At 46.7% G+C, this 20,193-nt stretch carries 15 protein-coding genes; 1 reads left to right on the forward strand and 14 read right to left on the reverse strand.

Annotation, left to right across the window (positions count from 1 at the left end):
• Positions 1-756: 756 nt before the first annotated feature.
• Positions 757-3,483 carry a preprotein translocase subunit SecA gene (gene secA, locus BW947_RS04235; RefSeq protein ID WP_076497083.1) on the reverse strand — a complete coding sequence of 909 codons (2,727 nt, stop codon included), beginning with the start codon at positions 3,481-3,483 and terminating at the stop codon, positions 757-759.
• Between the two features lie 60 nt (positions 3,484-3,543).
• Positions 3,544-4,443 (reverse strand): M23 family metallopeptidase, encoded by a 900-nt coding sequence (locus BW947_RS04240; protein ID WP_076497084.1) that lies wholly within the window; start codon positions 4,441-4,443, stop codon positions 3,544-3,546.
• Positions 4,444-4,470: 27 nt separating this feature from the next.
• Here BW947_RS04240 and BW947_RS04245 point away from each other — a divergent pair, with 27 nt between their 5' ends.
• Positions 4,471-4,917 carry a DUF721 domain-containing protein gene (locus BW947_RS04245; RefSeq protein ID WP_076497085.1) on the forward strand — a complete coding sequence of 149 codons (447 nt, stop codon included), beginning with the start codon at positions 4,471-4,473 and terminating at the stop codon, positions 4,915-4,917.
• A gap of 13 nt (positions 4,918-4,930) precedes the next feature.
• Here BW947_RS04245 and lpxC read toward each other — a convergent pair whose 3' ends face one another.
• The 12 genes from lpxC to BW947_RS04305 form a co-directional block, all read right to left on the reverse strand.
• Positions 4,931-5,851, reverse strand: a complete 921-nt coding sequence (gene lpxC, locus BW947_RS04250) for a UDP-3-O-acyl-N-acetylglucosamine deacetylase (RefSeq protein WP_076497086.1) — start codon at positions 5,849-5,851, stop codon at positions 4,931-4,933.
• A 180-nt stretch (positions 5,852-6,031) separates the two neighbouring features.
• On the reverse strand, positions 6,032-7,222 hold the full coding sequence (gene ftsZ, locus BW947_RS04255; protein ID WP_076497087.1) for a cell division protein FtsZ: 1,191 nt from the start codon (positions 7,220-7,222) through the stop codon (positions 6,032-6,034).
• Between the two features lie 33 nt (positions 7,223-7,255).
• Positions 7,256-8,491, reverse strand: a complete 1,236-nt coding sequence (gene ftsA, locus BW947_RS04260) for a cell division protein FtsA (RefSeq protein WP_076497088.1) — start codon at positions 8,489-8,491, stop codon at positions 7,256-7,258.
• Positions 8,472-9,221: a cell division protein FtsQ/DivIB gene (locus BW947_RS04265; protein ID WP_076497089.1), complete on the reverse strand. Its 750-nt coding sequence runs from the start codon at positions 9,219-9,221 to the stop codon at positions 8,472-8,474. Before BW947_RS04265 ends, ftsA begins: the two co-directional genes overlap by 20 nt.
• A 150-nt stretch (positions 9,222-9,371) precedes the next feature.
• Entirely contained in the window at positions 9,372-10,838 is a 1,467-nt protein-coding gene (murC, locus tag BW947_RS04270; protein WP_076497090.1) for a UDP-N-acetylmuramate--L-alanine ligase, read from the reverse strand.
• A gap of 2 nt (positions 10,839-10,840) precedes the next feature.
• Entirely contained in the window at positions 10,841-11,929 is a 1,089-nt protein-coding gene (murG, locus tag BW947_RS04275; RefSeq protein WP_076497091.1) for an undecaprenyldiphospho-muramoylpentapeptide beta-N-acetylglucosaminyltransferase, read from the reverse strand.
• Complete coding sequence (gene ftsW, locus BW947_RS04280) at positions 11,929-13,140, reverse strand: cell division protein FtsW (protein WP_076497092.1); 1,212 nt, start codon at positions 13,138-13,140, stop codon at positions 11,929-11,931. Before ftsW ends, murG begins: the two co-directional genes overlap by 1 nt.
• Complete coding sequence (murD, locus tag BW947_RS04285; protein ID WP_076497093.1) at positions 13,130-14,449, reverse strand: UDP-N-acetylmuramoyl-L-alanine--D-glutamate ligase; 1,320 nt, start codon at positions 14,447-14,449, stop codon at positions 13,130-13,132. The genes ftsW and murD overlap by 11 nt, the downstream gene beginning before the upstream one ends.
• Positions 14,450-14,455: 6 nt before the next feature.
• Positions 14,456-15,538, reverse strand: coding sequence for a phospho-N-acetylmuramoyl-pentapeptide-transferase (mraY, locus tag BW947_RS04290; RefSeq protein ID WP_076497094.1), 1,083 nt, complete (start codon positions 15,536-15,538; stop codon positions 14,456-14,458).
• Entirely contained in the window at positions 15,539-16,921 is a 1,383-nt protein-coding gene (locus tag BW947_RS04295) for a UDP-N-acetylmuramoyl-tripeptide--D-alanyl-D-alanine ligase (protein WP_076497095.1), read from the reverse strand.
• Complete coding sequence (gene murE / locus BW947_RS04300; RefSeq protein WP_076497096.1) at positions 16,918-18,438, reverse strand: UDP-N-acetylmuramoyl-L-alanyl-D-glutamate--2,6-diaminopimelate ligase; 1,521 nt, start codon at positions 18,436-18,438, stop codon at positions 16,918-16,920. Before murE ends, BW947_RS04295 begins: the two co-directional genes overlap by 4 nt.
• Complete coding sequence (locus tag BW947_RS04305; protein WP_076497097.1) at positions 18,435-20,189, reverse strand: peptidoglycan D,D-transpeptidase FtsI family protein; 1,755 nt, start codon at positions 20,187-20,189, stop codon at positions 18,435-18,437. Before BW947_RS04305 ends, murE begins: the two co-directional genes overlap by 4 nt.
• Between the last annotated feature and the right edge of the window lie 4 nt (positions 20,190-20,193).

A 20,193-nucleotide genomic window follows, 5' to 3' on the forward strand; every position in this document is an offset into this window, starting at 1 on the left:
TTTGCTTCTCAACTTCTTATAAATAAGAAGCCAATCAGCGGCTCAATGAATTCTGATTTTTTTGTTTCCACATCCTTATAAAGGAAGCAGAAACAAACTGTACATATTGCTATGAACACTCATTGTTACATTGATTTAAATTTTTGACTGCCAACCCGAAGGCTAAGCAGTTTCGATTAACTCAACACCTGTGAGTGTCCACACAGATTTGCTTGATAAATTGTTAAAGAGCGTTGACCACACACTGATTTCTCAGCGGGTCAGGGCTGCGTATTCTACGCATTCCCGTTAGTGCGTCAAGTAGTTTTTTCAACTTTCTCAACACCCATCGTTAGCTTGCTAACCGATGAACTGACTTAGTTTGATTTGCTTAACTTGAGTTACGCTCATCGCCGTGTCAGTGGATGCGCATTATAGGGAGATTGAGAAAGTGCGCAAGGGATTTTTTGCATATTTGTGTTATTTTTTCAATTGTTTAAGTTAGCAACACCATACCCACTACTTATCCTCAGACTTATCCACAAAATGGTGTTTGATGGTTAAATTTACTGCTAATAAGAGTGCTGTTTTAGAGGTTAGTCAGATGAGTGCAATAGAGTCCATTGAAGAATTAAGCAGATTAGCGATATAAGCAGAGCTAGAAGCTAATCCAAATGGCACTGTATTAAAGAGGAAATAAAAAGGCAACTTAGATAAGTTGCCTTTAGTGTTCGGTCTATTCTACTTATTCAGTAGGCTTAATCTGTAAGATGCAGATTAACTAAGTTTGCCATGGCATTGTTTGTATTTACGGCCTGAGCCACAAGGACAAGGATCATTACGACCCACTTTGTCACCATCACGGATCATTGGTGCTTGCGCAGTGACAGCTTCATGCTCATCGCCACCGCCAACAAGTGGCTCTGCCGCAGCATGTTGGTAGTCACGTTGGATCTTGGCATCTTCTTCACGACGACGCGCTTCCATTTCTTCCACATCTGACTGAGCTTGCACTTGCACTTTTGACAGCACACTGATGACGTCGTGTTTCAAGGTGTTCAACAACTGTTGGAACAACTCGAACGACTCACGTTTATATTCTTGTTTTGGATTCTTCTGTGCGTAGCCACGTAAATGGATACCTTGACGCAGATGGTCCATCGCGGCTAAGTGCTCTTTCCACAAGCCATCGAGCGTTTGTAGCATAACGGCTTTTTCGAATTGACGTAGCACTTGCGCACCAACCATTTCTTCTTTTGCCTTATAAGCCTCACCCCAAGCAGTAATAATACGCTCGCGTAGACTCTCTTCATGCAGATCGTCTTCTTTATCTAGCCATTCTTGGATAGGTAACTTGAGCATAAACTCTTGCTGCAGACGCTGCTCCAATCCAGGGGCGTCCCATAGTTCTTCTACAGATTGCGGTGGAATATACTGATCGATAACAGCACCAATCACATCGTCTTGAATGTTTTTGATAGTATCTTCAATACTCTCAGCATCCATTAATTCGTTACGTTGGGCATAAACCACTTGACGTTGATCGTTGGCTACGTCATCAAATTCAAGTAATTGCTTACGAATATCGAAGTTACGTGCTTCCACTTTACGTTGAGCGTTTTCAATAGCGCGAGACACCCATGGATGCTCGATGGCTTCGCCCTCTTCCATACCCAGTTTTTTCATCATGCTAGAAACACGATCCGAGGCGAAGATACGCATTAAGCTATCTTCCATCGACAGGTAAAAGCGTGATGAACCCGCGTCGCCTTGACGACCGGCACGGCCACGCAATTGGTTATCGATACGGCGTGATTCATGACGTTCAGTGCCTAAAATGTGTAAGCCGCCGGCTGTAATTACTTCGTCATGACGAATTTGCCAATCGACCTTAATCTTAGCCTTTTGCTCTGGAGTTGGATTATCGAGCTCATCGATTTCCATATTCCAGTTTCCTCCAAGCACGATATCAGTACCACGACCAGCCATGTTAGTGGCAATGGTTACAGAACCAAGACGACCTGCTTGAGCAACAATTTCAGCTTCTTTCTCATGGAACTTAGCGTTCAGTACTTTATGTGGAATATTTTCTTGCACCATTAAGCGTGCTAGTAATTCAGACTGCTCGATTGATACAGTACCCACCAATACTGGCTGACCCCGTTCACGGCAATCTTTAATATCTTTTATAATGGCTTGATATTTTTCATCAGCGGTAAGATAAACCAAATCCGCCATGTCCTTACGCACCATTGGACGGTTTGTCGGTACTACAACGGTGTCTAATCCATAGATGTGTTGGAATTCGAACGCTTCAGTATCAGCAGTACCTGTCATACCGGCCAGCTTCTCGTATTGACGGAAGTAGTTCTGGAAAGTAATCGACGCCAATGTTTGATTTTCGTTTTGAATGTGCACGCCTTCTTTGGCTTCAACAGCTTGATGTAAGCCCTCTGACCAACGACGACCTGGCATAGTACGACCCGTATGCTCATCGACTATGATGACTTCGTTGTCTTGTACGATGTAATCTACATCACGCTCAAACAGCGTATGCGCACGCAGTGCAGCATTAACATGGTGTAATAGTGAAATATTAGCAGCAGAATAGAGAGAATCGCCTTCAGCTAACATGCCGCGCTCGATTAATAGGTTTTCTACTTTTTCTTGACCGCGTTCGGTGAAATGCACTTGTTTGGCTTTTTCATCGATGCTGTAGTCGCCTTCACCCACAAACTCTTCCGTGTCTTCTTTATCTTGACGGATAAGATTTGGGATCAGTGTATTGATCTTGATATAAAGCTCAGAGCTATCTTCAGCTGCACCGGAAATAATCAGTGGTGTGCGCGCTTCGTCAATTAAGATTGAATCCACTTCATCGATAAGGGCGTAGTGCAATGGGCGTTGCACGCGTTCTTGCGGTGAAAACGCCATGTTATCGCGCAAATAATCGAAACCAAACTCGTTGTTGGTACCGTAAGTGATATCGGCGTTATAAGCGGCTTTCTTTTCGTGCTGACCAAGGCCAGCCACGTTGATACCCACGGTTAAACCGAGGAACTCAAACAGAGGGCGGTTATTCTCGGCATCACGACGTGCCAGATAATCGTTCACAGTAATGACGTGAACACCTTTACCTGTCAATGCGTTTAAATAAGCCGGTAAAGTCGCCGTTAATGTTTTACCTTCACCCGTGCGCATTTCCGCAATACGATTACTATCAAGTACCATACCGCCGAGTAATTGCACATCGAAATGGCGCATCTCAAATACACGCTTAGACGCTTCACGCACTGTAGCAAACGCTTCAGCCATGATGCTATCTAATGTAGCACCCGCAGCTAAACGCTCACGGAATTCAGCGGTTTTTGCTTTTAATGCTTCATCGGTTAATTTTTCATAATCAGCTTCCAATGCGTTAATACTAATAACGATCTTTTGAAGCCCTTTAAGAGTGCGGTCGTTGCGACTACCAAATACTTTTGTCAGTAATTTACCAAACATCTGAATCACTTATTTTCTGTAGGCCAAGTCCATGATGGGAACTAGAAGCCAATGTTTCAATTAACTTGCTTTACGATAGACAAATTTTTGTGGATCTATTTGTTGTCCGTCGCGCAACACTTCATAATGCACATGAGCCCCAGTTGAGCGCCCCGTGCTTCCCATACTAGCGATAGCATCGCCTTTTGCGACCACATCACCTACAGTCACTGACAAAGCTTTATTATGGCCGTAACGCGTATGTAAACCGTTACCATGGTCAATTTCAACCAACTCGCCATAACCGAACATATTACCGGCAAAGGTGACTACGCCTGCTGCAGTTGCAATCACTTTAGCCCCTTCTCGCCCGGTGAAATCAATCCCTTTATGTACAGTCCTGCGACCGTTAAAAGGATCATTACGTAATCCGTAGGATGATGATAACCAACCTTTATCGAGTGGGACACCTGATATATAACGTTCATCATCTATATGGTGGTTAAATGATACGGTTTCAAGGAGTGAAAGCTGAACATTATTATTGTCAATGCGTGATGCGAGCTTATCCATATCGACGATAAGCTGTCCGAGCTCGATATTAGTGCCTAACTCACTCAAACCACCGACACCAACTTCAGATGAAAAATCAAAATCTTCATCTAGTTTATTTTGCTGGGCGACCTGTTGACCTAAAGCTTCGAGACGGGTGATCTTAGCTTGCATACGTGCAACGTGAGTTACTAACATGGTTAGCTGTGACTCTGTAGCACTTTTTAGCTCTAAGACTTGTTTTTTCTGTTGCTCGCGTACAAGACGATCATTATCGACACTGGCCTGCTGATCTTGAAATAGAGCAGAACTGTATTGATAAACACCCGATCCCGTCGCCAACAATAGCATTGGAAGTAGCAACCAGCGTTTACTGGGCTGCCAGCGTGTGACGCCATTCCGACCTTGAATAAATACTGTTACACTCATAGCCTAATTCAGCCATCTTATTATCATATGAAAAAGCCCCCTCAAGATCTCAGCAAATTACTGCACCAATCGGGAAAGTTACCCGATCTTGCTGAGAAAGCGGAACTACTGTTGTATCTGGATCAGCATGTGAAGCAGATTATTGCAGGTCCTGTTGCGGAGCAACTAAAAGTCGCTAATTTCCGTCAGGGTGTTCTTGTGATTGAAACGACTTCGGCGGCCTGGGCTGCACGAATTAATTTCCAAAAGCCTAAGCTACTCACGCAGCTCCAAGCAGAAACGCTCCCAATCCTTACCGCAATTGAGGTTAAAGTCAACCCAAGATTAGCAATGTATGACGCAAAGCCTAAACAGGGACATAAAGAATTAAGCATGGAGTCTGCGGAACATATTACTGCATTAGCAGAAAATATTGGTGGCTCATTGGGTGAAAAACTAAAACGGCTGGCCTCATTGGCCAGCCGTAATAAATAACTTCAGCATTTTTTTAAGCAAATACAGCGCCACCAGGTACCGTAAAGCTAACAGGGACATCGGCTTCTTTTTCAAAGCTGACCAACTCCCACGCATCTTGCTGCGCTAATAAAGCACGCACTAATTGGTTATTCAGTGCATGGCCGGTTTTATATGCCGTAAACTCACCCAAGATAGCGTGTCCAGCCACATATAAGTCACCAAACGCATCTAAAATTTTGTGCTTAACAAACTCATCCTCATAACGCAGGCCGTCGGGATTAAGGACGCGATATTCATCAAGTACAACTGCGTTTTCCATGCTACCGCCCAACGCTAGATTGTTGGCTCGTAAATATTCGATATCTCGCATAAACCCGAACGTACGAGCACGGCTGATATCTTTTACGAAAGCGGATGTTGAAAAATCCATCACCACATGCTGTTGACTACGAGCAATTTCAGGATGTGCAAAGTCAATTTTAAAATTAACTCTAAAACCTTTAAACGGCTTTAACTCAGCCCATTTGTCGCCATCTTCAACACGCACAGGGCGTTTAATCTTTAAATACTTCTTAGGCGCTGCCTGCTCTTTAATACCAGCAGACTGCAATAAGAAGACGAATGGGCTCGCACTACCATCCATTATCGGAATTTCAGGCGCGTCCACTTCGATTACAGCGTTATCTATGCCTAAACCCGCAAGTGCTGCAAATAAATGCTCAATAGTCGAAATTCGAATACCGTCGTCATTGACAAGTGCCGTACACATTGTGGTTTCACGAACTTGTTCCGCCTTCGCTGGAATAGCAACAGCAGGACTCAAATCGGTGCGCACGAGTACGATCCCTGAATTAACGGGCGCGGGCATAATGCTCAAAGTGACCTTGTTGCCAGAATGCAATCCGACACCAGTTGTTTTCACCATTTTTTGAACAGTTCTTTGAAATATCATTCAGTTACCCGTTTAAATTTCAATTATTAAACCTAATATTTTTACACTCAGCGGCGACTAAATAGCCGCACTGGTACCACATAATAACATCATTTTATTATTTCACACAAATTCAGCATTGTTGTGGCATTGTCTAAACTGAACAACACCGCACAATTATGCTGAGCTCAAGCACTAACATTAGTCGGCTTGTTTGCGCAAAAATGCTGGAATATCAAGATAATCCAACTCATGCTTTGTCGACGGCGCAGGCGTAGATACAGGTTGCGCCGCAGGTACGACGTTGCCTTTTGGCGCAGCATAATTTACATGTACTGCTTCTTCGACATAGGCTTCAACTTTTGGTTCAACGACAACTGGTGTAGGCTCTGGGCGAGGTGCCGGTTTAGAAACCAACTGGATATCAGGACGTTTTTCAGCACCAATACCGGTCGCAACAACCGTTACACGCAGCTCATCACTCATTTCAGGGTCGATGACTGCACCAACAACTACAGTCGCATTGTCAGAGGCGTAAGCTTTAACGTGATTACCCACGGTTTCGAATTCTTCGATACTCATGTCCATACCCGCAGTGATGTTTACTAACACCCCACGTGCACCGGCTAAGTCGATGTCTTCTAATAACGGGCTGGCAACAGCCGCTTCGGCCGCTTCTTCAGCACGATCTTCACCACGAGCAACACCTGTACCCATCATGGCATTACCCATTTCAGACATCACGGTCTTCACATCGGCGAAGTCGACGTTAATCAGGCCAGGGCGAGTGATAAGCTCGGCAATACCTTGTACAGCACCAAGTAACACATTATTTGCTGCGGCAAACGCATCAAGCAATGAAGTACCACGGCCCAATACTTTTAATAACTTTTCATTTGGGATCGTAATTAACGAATCCACATGCTTAGCCAGCTCAGCAATACCTTGCTCGGCATAAACCATGCGTTTTTTCCCTTCAAATGGGAAAGGCTTAGTCACGACTGCAACGGTCAGAATACCTTCTTCGCGAGCAATCTGAGCCACAACGGGTGCTGCGCCTGTACCTGTACCACCGCCCATTCCGGCTGCGATAAAGATCATGTCAGAGCCCTTGATCGCCGCACGAATATTTTCGCGGTCTTCTTCTGCTGCTGCACGACCCACATCTGGGTTTGCCCCTGCTCCGAGACCCTTAGTAACATCACGTCCTAATTGAATCGTTGATCCAGCACCTGATTTTCTCAGGGCCTGAGCGTCTGTATTGGTAACGATAAACTCAACACCTTCAATGTTGTGTTTGACCATATGTTCGACAGCGTTACCGCCGCCGCCGCCAACGCCGATGACTTTAATCACCGCGTCGTCTGAGTGAGTATCCATGATCTCAAACACTGTCTGATCTCCGTGTTGCCTGCGTTATGAAAATTAAAATTCGCCCTTAAACCAACTTTGGACCCGATTCCAAGCGCTAGTTACCCCTTGGCGCTCAGGACGCTCGAACTGACGTTCGATCACCCGTCTAGCACCGTAATGAAGCAGTCCAACTCCAGTGGAGTAAATAGACTGGTCCACGTATTCATATAACCCTTTGATCGGTAGCGGTGACGCTACGCGAACTGGCATGCCGAATGTCGCTTCCGCAATATCAACCACACCTTGTATCGACGCTGTGCCACCTGTGAGCACAATACCTGCGGCGATTTGATCTTCTAATCCACTGTCTTTTAATTCTTTGAGCACTAACTCAAACAGCTCTTGGTATCTTGGCTCTACCACTTCAGCGAGCGTGTGACGTGACATGCTGCGCGATGGACGACCACCTACCGATGGCACTTCGATGCTATCTTCGCGGCTCACCATGGAGCTACGCGCACAGGCGAATTGCACTTTAATTTGTTCGGCATGTGACGATGGCGTGCGGAAAATTTTCGCAATATCATTCGTCACTTGGTTGCCAGCAACTGGTACTACGGCACAATGCCGCAAGGCGCCGTTAGTGTATACCGCAATATCCGTGGTGCCACCGCCAATATCAACGATGCACACACCTAAGTCTTTCTCATCGAAGGTCAGCACGGCATCGGCCGAAGCAATCCCCGAGAACACTAAATCATCGACTTTTAAACCACAACGTTCGACGCTCTTAGTGATGTTCTTCGCCATATCATTGGCGCAGGTCACTATATGCACCTTGGCTTCCATCCGCATACCAGACATACCGATTGGGCTACGAATACCGTCTTGCACATCGATAGCATATTCCTGCGGTAGCACGTGTAAAATGCGACGTTCGGTCGGGATTTTCACCGAGCGAGCCGTATGGATTACGTTATCGACATCTTCCTGTGTCACTTCTTCATCGTTGATCGATACCATGCCATTTTCGTTTTGGCAGGCGATGTGTTTACCTGAAATGCTCAAATAAACTGATGCGACTTGGCAATCTGCCATTAATTCAGCTTGATCGAGCGCACGTTGCACACTACGAACTATCGAATCTAAATCGTTCACGCCACCTTTATCCATGCCCCTTGAGGGATGGTTGCCAAGGCCGACTATGCTGATTTCACCATCGGGCAGCACTTCGCCTATGATCACTGCGACCTTAGAGGTGCCTATGTCTAACCCGACGATAAGGTTTCTATCTTGGTTTTTGATCATTAATTATCGGCTCTCTTGTTTGTCCATCGCCCCAGCCTACGGCCAACCCTGTGTCGTAGCGTAAATCAACTCTGGCAACAGTTTTGTCTTGTTTTGCCAACACCGGATAAACAGTAATAAATCGCTGTATCCGTGCAATTTTATCTTCTCGACCTAGATCTAAAACAATGCCGTTTGCTAGGGTCGCGTGCCACGCATGTCGTGGCGATAAATTCAAACTCGCTAAGGTAAAACCATTAATCTTTAATAGAGAATTGACTTGTGCATAGACTGTCAATACCTCAAGCCCCATATCATCTGGTCCAGATAACTGTGGTAAATGCTCAAGTCCCGGATGCGCTGGCGCATCAAAAACATCACCGTGTACATTCAACCACGAGGTGCTATTCCAACGAGCCGCCGGTTGCTGTTCTTGCAAATATACCCTGAGCTTCGCTGGCCACTCACGTCTTACCGATGCGCGATATACCCAAGGTAAGGCTTCTAATGCTTGTTGCACTAAGGTGATGTCAGCACTAAAAAAACTCCGTTGCATCAAATCCTGTAATGCAATCTGAATATCTTTATCTGAGGTGTAAGCCCGCTCACCTTTGATGGCAACCGCCTCAATTGGCAAGGTGGTAGCATCATTTAAAAATTTATGTAACTGATAACCACCAAACAAAAAACTGGCCACGATGAAGAATAAAAAGCCAGCTCCACTCCACAGATACCAATTAACCCGTGACATTTTTGCCCGCCAGTGCCGCCGCTTATCACTCCAAGACACGCTTCATTCCACCTTTAACGACACCCATGAAAAACCACAAAAAACTGGCCATTATATAGACCAAAATCCTTTGGTCAAAATTTCCTTTTCTAACAGAACCACCACCAATACTTAGCTCGCTTGTGCGGGTAACTCTATAACAGCAAAACCTAACTCTGTGGAAGCTAATTGTCGCGATAGGGCGCCAATATTACCTGCTCCTTGAGTGAGTAATAAATCGCCTTCTTGCAATACATCAGGCAACACTTCGGCGAGTTGATCTGGGCTGGCAATAAAAATCGGATCTAACTGACCGCGCAGCCGAATTGAGCGACATAAGGCTCGGCCATCGGCCCCCGTAATAGGCGTTTCACCCGCACTATAAACATCGAGTAACAGCAGGCAATCAACTTGCGATAACACTTCAACAAAATCTTCGTACAAATCACGAGTACGAGTGTACCTGTGCGGCTGATATGCCATGACCAAACGTTTGTCAGGCCAACCCGCACGGGCCGCTTTAATCGTCGCAGCAACTTCACTGGGGTGATGGCCATAATCATCAACCAACATAACTTCACCCTTTGGCGTGGCAAACTTACCTAAATGCTGGAAACGACGACCTATACCTTGAAACTCCACTAGCGCCTGAATCATCGCGCTATCATCGATTTCATCTTCGGTCGCGACCGCAATCGCAGCTAAGGCATTGAGCACGTTATGTTGACCCGGTAAATTTAATACCAGATCAAGATCTTCTTTACCTTTACGCCTCACCGTAAAACTGCACTGATGCCCTTTCTGGCTGAAATTCAGCGCTTGCACATCCGCATCGTCACTAAAACCATAGGTCACGTGTTTACGGCCAATACGTGGCATGATTTCACGCACTACAGCATCGTCGATACACACCACAGCAACACCGTAAAACGGCAAATTATGCAGAAAATCCACAAAGGTAGATTTTAATTTTTCAAAATCGCCACCATAGGTATCCATATGATCGGCTTCAATGTTTGTCACCACACTGACCATAGGCTGCAAATGTAAGAAGCTGGCATCGCTCTCATCGGCTTCGGCGATCAAGTAACGGCTAGTGCCTAACCTTGCATTGGTTCCCGCACTATTGAGCAAGCCACCAATCACAAAGGTAGGATCCCGCTCTGCTTGAGCGTACACACTGGCGATAAGACTGGTTGTGGTCGTTTTACCGTGAGTGCCCGCGATCGCCACACCATGGCGATAACGCATTAACTCGGCCAACATCTCAGCGCGGCGAACAATAGGCACGCGTAATTCTTTAGCCGCGATGATTTCTGGGTTTTCCAGATTAATCGCCGTTGAAACGACGACGACATCAACTTGCTGTACGTTTTCAGCGGCATGGCCAATTTGGATCTTGGCACCGAGTAAACACAATCTGTCAGTCACCGCATTTTGCGCGATATCCGACCCGCTCACCTGATAGCCTTCATTTACTAATACTTCGGCAATACCGCCCATGCCCGCGCCGCCAATACCGACGAAGTGAATACGCTTAATACGGCGCATTTCTGGGATCATGCTTCTCAGTTGTGCGTATCTTTCTGTCTTAGTCATGCTTATCCTTTCTCAGCAAGGCTGATGCACACTGCGGCAACTTGTTCAGTCGCATCCAGTACCGCAACATCTCTCGCTCTTTGGCCCATACGGGCTAATTCTGTTCTGTCATTGGCCAGCAACTGTAATTTACTCGCCAGTATATTCACGTCCAAGATGGCCTGTGGCAATAGGAAAGCCGCACCAGCCTCAACCAATACTTGTGCGTTACGTGTTTGATGATCATCCACCGCATGGGGATAAGGCACCAGAATACTCGGTAGTCCTACCGCCGCTAACTCAGAGACCGTCAGCGCGCCAGCTCGGCACAATACCACATCAGCCCAACGATACGCGGCTTCCATATCATCAATAAACTCAGCGATATTCACGCCGCCATCTTGGCCTTGTTGTTGATAAGTGGCTTTGACACTAGCGAGGTTATCCTTACCTACTTGGTGCCACACTGTAACCGACTGCCGATGGCTCAGTATCGCAACTACCTCTGGCATAAGATCGTTAAATATCTTAGCCCCAAGGCTGCCGCCAACAACCAGCACTTTTAAAGCTTCATCAGCCTCTGGTTTAGGCTGCGCACCTAAGGCAATCAACTCTTGGCGAATCGGGTTGCCTACAACCTTAGCTTTCACTGTGGTAAAGGTATTTTTAAAGGCACATAACACTTGCGTCGCAATGCGCGACAGCAATTTGTTAGTCATGCCTGGAATGGCGTTTTGCTCATGCAACACCAACGGAATACCGGCCAATCTTGCAGCCACGCCACCAGGACCACTGGCGAATCCGCCCATGCCAAGCACTACATCAGGTTTAAACTCCGCAATCACGGCCTTAGCCTGCAATATTGAGCGTACCACTTTAAAGGGTGCGGCAAGCTTACGGAGTAAACCATTACCGCGCACACCTTTGATATCAATAAAATCAATATCAAATCCATATTGAGGGACTAAACGCGCCTCCATGCGATCAGCCGTGCCTAACCAACGCACTTGCCAACCCTGCTGCGCTAAATACTTCGCCACTGCCAGTGCCGGGAACACATGTCCTCCCGTACCACCTGCCATGACTAAAATACGTTTTCCTGTTGGGGTCATTACTTCAATCTCCCTTGCACGGCCTGAACTAACGTCATGCGCCGCTCGTAATCAATGCGTATCAACATCATGGTTGCTGCCGTCATGACCCATAAACTACTGCCACCGTAGCTGATAAAAGGCAAGGTCAGTCCTTTGGTCGGTAACATACCGATACTGGCACCGACATTCACGACAGTCTGAAAACAAACCCAAATACCAATCGCATAACCCAAATAACCCTCGAAAGGTTTATCCATAGCCAAGCACAAATTACCTAAACGAATCGCTCTTAATGCTACAAATAACAACACGAATAACACGGCGATAATACCAATAAAGCCTAACTCTTCGCCAATAACGGCAAAGATAAAGTCGGTATGAGCCTCGGGCAAGTATTCTAATTTTTGAATACTGTTACCTAAACCTTGGCCAAGCCAGTCGCCACGGCCATAGGCCATCAGAGATTGTGTTAATTGATAACCACTACCGAAAGGGTCTTGCCAAGGATCCATAAACGACGTTACTCGGCGCATGCGGTAAGGCTCTAACAATACCAAGGCAACAAACGCTAACACACCAGCAAAAATCAAAGCAAAAAAGTCGAGCAAACGTGCACCGGCCAAAAACAATAAACCCACAGTGCCAACAAACAATACCACCACAGTTCCTAAGTCTGGCTGCATCAAAATCAACACGGCATAAATAGCGAATACTGCAATGGGTTTATAGAAACCTTTCGCGTTTTCACGCACTTCTTGATGACGACGTACTAAATAACCAGCCATATAAATAGCAAAGGCAAACTTAGCCACTTCAGCCACTTGGATACGAATAGGCCCAAGGGATAGCCAGCGCGTTGCGCCGTTTACTGTAGTACCGACCACTAAAACTGCTAACAACATCAAGCCAACAACTAATAACAGCATTGGGCTCCAGCGCTGCCAAGTTTGCATTTCAACTCTAAGCACAAATCCAGCAATCACTAAGCAACCGACTAAATAACCCATATGACGAGTCATAAAATAAAACGGGTTTCCCGTGAGCGTTTGCGCCTCTGGCATAGAGGCTGACATTACCATCACAAAACCAAAACCAATCAAAGACAACACCGCAGTGAGTAAAGCGCGGTCGTATAATTGCACGCCCGGCACTTCGGTATCACGTTGCCAATTGGGTATCGCTAAACGTAAACGTCCCAAGAGGTTAAGTTGCCTTACCTCACTCGCCATTGAGTTGCTCCACAAGGCCACGGAAATCATCACCTCGAGCCATGAAGTTACTGTACATATCTAAACTGGCACAGGCAGGCGATAATAAAACAATATCGCCAGAGGTCGCTAACTCCGTTGCCTTCGAAACCGCACCAGCCATAGAGTCCACTTTGATAGCTCCGGCTTTTAATGCCGCTATTTTGTTACCATCACGACCCAAAGTAATAAGATGCGTTACCTTAGCTAAAGCGGCAGTTAAAGGCGTAAAATCAGCACCTTTACCATCACCACCCGCAATTAAAATAATATCGCCTAAGTGATCACTTAAGCCATCAATAGCCGCTACCGTAGCACCGACATTGGTTGCCTTAGAGTCATTGACATAGGTAATGCCATTCTTTATTGCCACCACTTCGCAGCGATGGGATAGCCCAGTAAAAGTACGCGCCACCTCGGCCATGACTTGTTTACTCACATCAACAAAATCGACCAACGCCATAGCGGCAATCAGATTTGCGTGGTTATGGCTGCCAAGTAATGAAACTTCAGCTATTGGTACTATTTCACTACTGCCATGACAAATTTTGCCATCGCTAATACCCCATTCGTCACACTCAGGCGCAGCTAAGCCGAAACTATTTTGGTTCATAGGCTCTGGCGGTATGGTTAGCTTATCATCACGATTAAATAACACTGCACGGCTCTGCTGATATAGACGTAATTTAGCCGCGCGGTAGGCGGCTAAATCGCTATATCTGTCCATGTGATCTTCACTGATGTTTAAACAGGTTGCCGCCACACATTTAAGGCTATGAGTCGTTTCTAGCTGAAAGCTCGATAATTCGAGTACGAATAAGTCTGCATTTTCATGCAATAAATCCAGCGCTGGCAAACCAATATTCCCACCGACGGCAACGGCAATACCAGCCTCTCTTGCCATCTCGCCGACTAATGTCGTGACGGTCGATTTACCGTTAGAACCAGTAATACCGATAACACAAGGTGTACGGTCAGCAATTTCTCGGGCAAATAGCTCGATATCGCCAATCACTTCGATACCCATATCCAAAGCAACACGTACTTCAGGGGTATACATGGCAATACCAGGGCTAATAATAATTTGGCTTGCCTGCACTAAATAACGGCAATCAAATCCGCCAGAAATCAGTTTCACATCAGGAAAAGATGTTAAGAGCGTCTCAGCACCAGGAGGCTGCCTGCGGCTGTCCATTACCAGTGGTGTAATGCCCTTTCCACATAAATAGCGCACGACAGACAAACCCGTCGCCCCTAAACCTAACACTATATGTGAATACTGATTTTGCATATTCTGCTACCTTAACTTCAACGTGGCTAAGCCAAGTAAAACGAGGAATATCGAGATAATCCAAAAACGTACAATAACTCGCGGTTCAGGCCAGCCCTTTAATTCATAGTGATGGTGTATTGGCGCCATACGAAAAATACGTTGACCGCGTAACTTGTACGAACCCACTTGCAGGATCACCGACAGAGTTTCCATCACAAATACGCCGCCCATAATCACTAACAAAATCTCTTGGCGTACGAGTACAGCGATAGTACCAAGTGCCGCGCCTAAAGACAGTGAACCCACATCACCCATAAAGACTTGCGCGGGGTAAGTGTTGAACCACAAAAAGCCTAAGCCAGCACCCACAATCGCCGTACAGACAATTACTAACTCACCAGAACCTGGCAAGTGTGGAATATGTAAGTAATTGGCAAACTGGGCGTGACCCGATAAATATGCAATCAAGGCAAACGCCGCAGCCACCATCACAGTCGGCATAATCGCCAAACCGTCTAGGCCATCAGTCAAGTTGACTGCGTTACTTGAACCCACAATAGTGAAATAGGCCAGTACGATAAACACGCCGCCGAGTTGCGGCATCACGTCTTTAAAGAAAGGCACAACTAGCTGGGTTTCACCTGGGTTTGCCGCTGTGACATACAGGAAAAAAGCAATTAATAGCGCAGCTAAAGATTGCAGAATGTACTTCCAGCGTGCGATCAAACCTTTAGTATCTTTACGTACCACTTTACGATAATCGTCGATAAAGCCGATCAAACCGAAACTGGCGAGCACAAATAACATCACCCACACATAACGGCTACCGAGGTCACCCCACAACAATACGCTGATAAAGATTGCCGCTAATATCAGTAAACCACCCATAGTCGGCGTGCCACGCTTACTAAAATGAGATTCGGGACCGTCGTTACGTACAATCTGACCAATCTGCAGTAATTGCAGACGCTCGATCATTTTAGGCCCCCACCATAGACTGAAAATCAATGCAGTTAATAAGCCCAAAATGGCTCGAAATGTCACATAGGAAAACACGTTAAACCCGGTGTAAAAACGGGTTAAATACTCCGCCAGATATACTAGCATTTACACTAACTCCCCACGCCCAAAGGCTATTGTTAGGCCATCCACGACCCGCTCCATGGCGGCGCTACGTGAACCTTTAACGAGAACCGTTACCTGTCCCGGCAACTGGTTGATATGCTTTATGAGTTTTTCGACTAACGTTGCCACGCTGTCATAGTGCTCCGCACCGAAAGCTTGGCTCGTGTGCTGGCTTAAGATTCCGGTACAAAACAAGGCATCAATCCCCTGTTGTTTGGCCAGTTGCCCCAACTCAGCGTGCAAAAGGGGCGCATTGTCGCCTAATTCGCCCAAATCTCCCAGTACCAAACAGCGATTTTCAGAAATTTCCTTTAACCAAGCAATGGCGGCACCCACAGAAACAGGATTTGCGTTATAGCTATCATCGATTAGGCGTACCCGCCCCAATTGGCTTGGCTGCATTCGTCCCTTAACAGGCGTTAACTGGCTTAAGCCTTCTGATATTTCTGCCAAACTTAATCCCAATGCAATACATACACTTGCAGCAGCAAGCGCATTACTCACCTGATGACGTCCAGCCAGCGGGAGCACCACTTGGCAAGATTCACCTGAGTAATTGAGCATAAAACGATAGCAACCTTCTCCATTAGCTTTATGGCCTGTTGCAATCACATCAATATGCCGTTTAGCCGCACCATCTTGCTGAGAGAAACTTAACTGCTTATATTGTCTCGCTTTTACGCTCATCACATCGGCGAAAGCATCATCGGCGTTAATAATGGCAGTGCCATCGGCTTGTAAGTGATTAAATATTTCTGACTTGGCCTGCGCGACACCCGCTTGCGATCCAAAACCTTCTAAATGAGCACTGCCAACGTTATTAACCAGTGCAACATTTGGCCGCACAAGCCCCGAGGTGTAATCAATTTCTCCCTTATGATTCGCTCCGAGCTCAAACACACCAATTTCATCCGCTGGCGTTAAGCGTAATAACGTTAAGGGCACACCGATTTCATTATTAAAGTTGCCGGCGGTATACAATACTTGATGCTTCGCCGACAAAATGGTCGCGATCATTTCTTTTACGCTGGTCTTGCCGTTTGAACCGGTTAAAGCCACACAAATCGGATTGATTTGATCGCGCACATAGGCGCCAATCGCACCCATAGCCTTTTGGCAATCAGCCACGATCAACTGTGGAATATCAAAGGCTAACTCGCGCTCGACCATTAACGCCGCGGCGCCATTCTCAATTGCCGTAGCGGCAAAATCATGGCCGTCAAAACGCTCACCCTTTAGGGCAACAAACAGGGTTGCAGCGCCGACTTTGCGGCTATCGCTGCTTAAATCTTCAATAGTGACATCGTCACCAACTCGATACGCACTTAAGTGTTGACTTAGTGTCTCGAGAGAAAGAGGGATCATCTTGATTGCTCCGATAATTGACGTGCCAGAGCGCGCTCATCATAGTCATGACGCACACCTGCCGCCTCTTGGTAAGTTTCGTGTCCTTTACCCGCCAGCAAAATAACATCGCCAGATTTAGCCAGTGCCACCACGTCTTTAATCGCTGTGATACGGTCAACCTGAGTCAACGCTTGCTGAGGATGAATAAGCCCTTGGATAATATCGGTAATAATTTGTGCAGGATCTTCACTGCGCGCATTGTCACTGGTGATCATAATGCGATCAGCAAATTGCTCAGCCGCTCTGCCCATCAAAGGACGCTTGCCCTTATCTCGGTCACCACCGCAACCAAATACGCACCATAAATCACCCGCACAATGACGGCGTAGCGCATTTAAGGCTTGTTCAATGGCATCGGGTGTATGAGCATAATCGACCACTAAGGTGATGTTATCCACTGTAGTGAAACGCTCCATACGACCCGCTACGGGTGTTAGGTATTGCACTTGCTCGGCTAACGCTTTCATATCAAAACCTTGCAGATATAAGGCCGATAGCGCCGCGAGTAAATTTGATAGGTTAAAAGCACCAAGTAGTGGTGACTGAATTTGAGTCTCGCCCTCGGGCCACACTAAGGTTGCATTAACGCCTTGATCGTCAAACTTGGCATTTTGGGTATAAAAAGCCGCAGCTTGATTACCTTCAATACTAAAGCCCCACAATTGGGCTGGAATGTGTTTAAGTTCAGTCAACCAAGACGCACCAACTGCATCGTCAATATTCAACAAACCGTGACCTAAGCTGCTGAAACGAAATAGGCTTTGCTTAGCGGCGGCATAGCTTTCCATATCGCCGTGGTAATCGAGGTGATCGCGCGTCAGATTAGTAAATACGGCAACATCGAATGGGACGGCATCGACGCGGCCTTGTACTAAACCGTGGCTCGATACCTCCATAGCGCAAACACTCGCGCCTTGAGCCTCAAACTCTTGCAGTTGACGCATTAAGGTAATTGCATCGGCGGTAGTATTGCCGCTATCGACTAATTCACCCCAGAGACCATTACCAAGGGTACCCATAACGGCGGCTTTACGGCCGAGCAAGGTTGTTAGCTGTGCAATCAGCTGGCTTGTTGAGGTTTTACCATTGGTGCCAGTAATGCCAATAATCCCAAGTGATGGCGTCGCGGCTGACTTGTGCGCTAAGGGGTAACGCTGGGCCGCGATTGCCGACACCTGACGATTTAGCTGAAAGAAATACATCTGCACGCCTTGCTCAACGTTATCGCTTTGCTGTATTGGTTCGCGCAGCAACACTTTGCCATGCTGGTCAGCATCATCCGTGTGGACCAATACGGCTGCCACACCTAACTCCAGGGCTTTTTCAATAAATTGTCTGCCATCGACCTTATGTCCTGGCAACGCCAAAAACACATCGCCGCGACGTATTGCGCGGCTATCTAAGGTCAAATCGTTGATGAACTGTGCGCCGGCATAATGCAGCCAAGGCGCGAGCAGATCTCGTAATAACATCATTCTGCTCTCCCAGCAGCAATACCCGCCAATTGCACTTGTTCTTTATCGGTAATGGGCTCAACGTTTAACATTTGCAGTGCGCCTGACATCACTTTGGCAAATGCTGGCCCCGCAACAGAACCACCATAATACAGATCGCCCTTAGGCTCGTTCACGACCACTACTATCGCTAACCTTGGATTATTCGCGGGGGCAATACCGGCAAATAAAGCCACATAATCATCGCCATAACCGCCAGCAACCGCCTTACGACTCGTGCCAGACTTGCCTGCAACTGGATATCCATCAATATGCGCTAAAGTGCCTGTACCGCCTTTTTCCGTCACACTTACCATCATCTGCATCACATCGTGAGCCACACTTGGTGAAATAACTTGCTCGCCTACGGGGGGCTTTTTCAGTTTCATTATTGAAATTGGATATAAAGTGCCACCATTACCCAAGGTGGCATACATACGTGCAAGTTGCAGTGTGGTCGCAGTTAAGCCATAACCAAAAGACAGAGTGGCTCGCTCAAAGTCTGACCAACGGTGGCGGTCTTGAATCACACCAGCGCTTTCACCGGTAAGGTTTATGCCAGAAAAGCTGCCCAGTCCCATCGATTGATATGTGCCGAGTAACTGCTGTACGGGAATGGATAAAGCTAATTTACTAATTCCAACGTTACTAGATTTAGCCAAAATACGCGCCAAGCTCATATCGCCATAATTTGCAGGGTCGCGCACTTGGCGGCCGCCTAAACGCATCCAACCTGGAGACGTTGCAATTATATCGGTTGATTTTACCGTGCCAGCTTCAAGCGCAGCAGCTACCACAAATGGCTTAATGGTTGATCCCGGCTCGAAGGTATCTGTCATGGCGCGGTTACGCATTCTGAAAGTTTGTAGGTTGTCGCGCGCATTAGGATTGTATGAAGGCGTATTCACCATCGCCAAAACTTCGCCAGTGTGAACATCGAGCACAACGATTGAACCAGAGGTTGCTTGGTTCATCTCGGTAGTGCGTTTTAGCTCACGGTATGCAAGCTGCTGAATGCGGTGGTCAATACTCAGCACAAGATCGTTGGGGCTTTCACCTTCTTGTATAATATCAAGGCGTTCAACCACATGGCCATCGCGTGATTTACGCACCTTTTGCTTAGAAGGCGTACCTGTTAGCCAACTGTTATAAGCATTTTCAACACCTTCAATCCCCACGTCATCGATGTTAGTGATGCCAATAAGCTGAGCGGTAATTTCACCACCGGGATAATAACGACGGGATTCAGATTTAAGGAATACACCAGGTAACTTAAGTTGAGTGATGTAATCTGCCACAGCGGGAGTAATTTGGCGTTTTAAGTAGGTAAAACGCTTAGTGGGATTACTGCGTACACGATCAAGAACATCTTCAACAGGTTCGTGCAGCACATCGGCTAAAGCTTGCCAACGGCGCATATCCGCAAAACCGTTGTTATCATTGACTTGTTTAGGGTCAGCCCAGACAGCACGCACAGGCACACTTACCGCTAGCATGTCGCCATTGCGGTCGGTAATCAAACCGCGCTGCACCTCACGGCTGGTAGTGCGCAAGGTACGCATATCACTTTCATGGCGTAATTTGTCAGGTTCAATAATTTGAATGTAAGCTGCGCGTCCCACTAGGCTACAAAATAACGCACACACAAACCCCACCACCACGTATAAACGCCAATGGATCTGTTGTGGTTTTTGCGGTTTGCTTGCCCGTTTAGTTTTCGCTTGCCTAATCATATCT

This window comes from Shewanella morhuae (genome assembly GCF_900156405.1).
Classification (GTDB): domain Bacteria; phylum Pseudomonadota; class Gammaproteobacteria; order Enterobacterales; family Shewanellaceae; genus Shewanella; species Shewanella morhuae.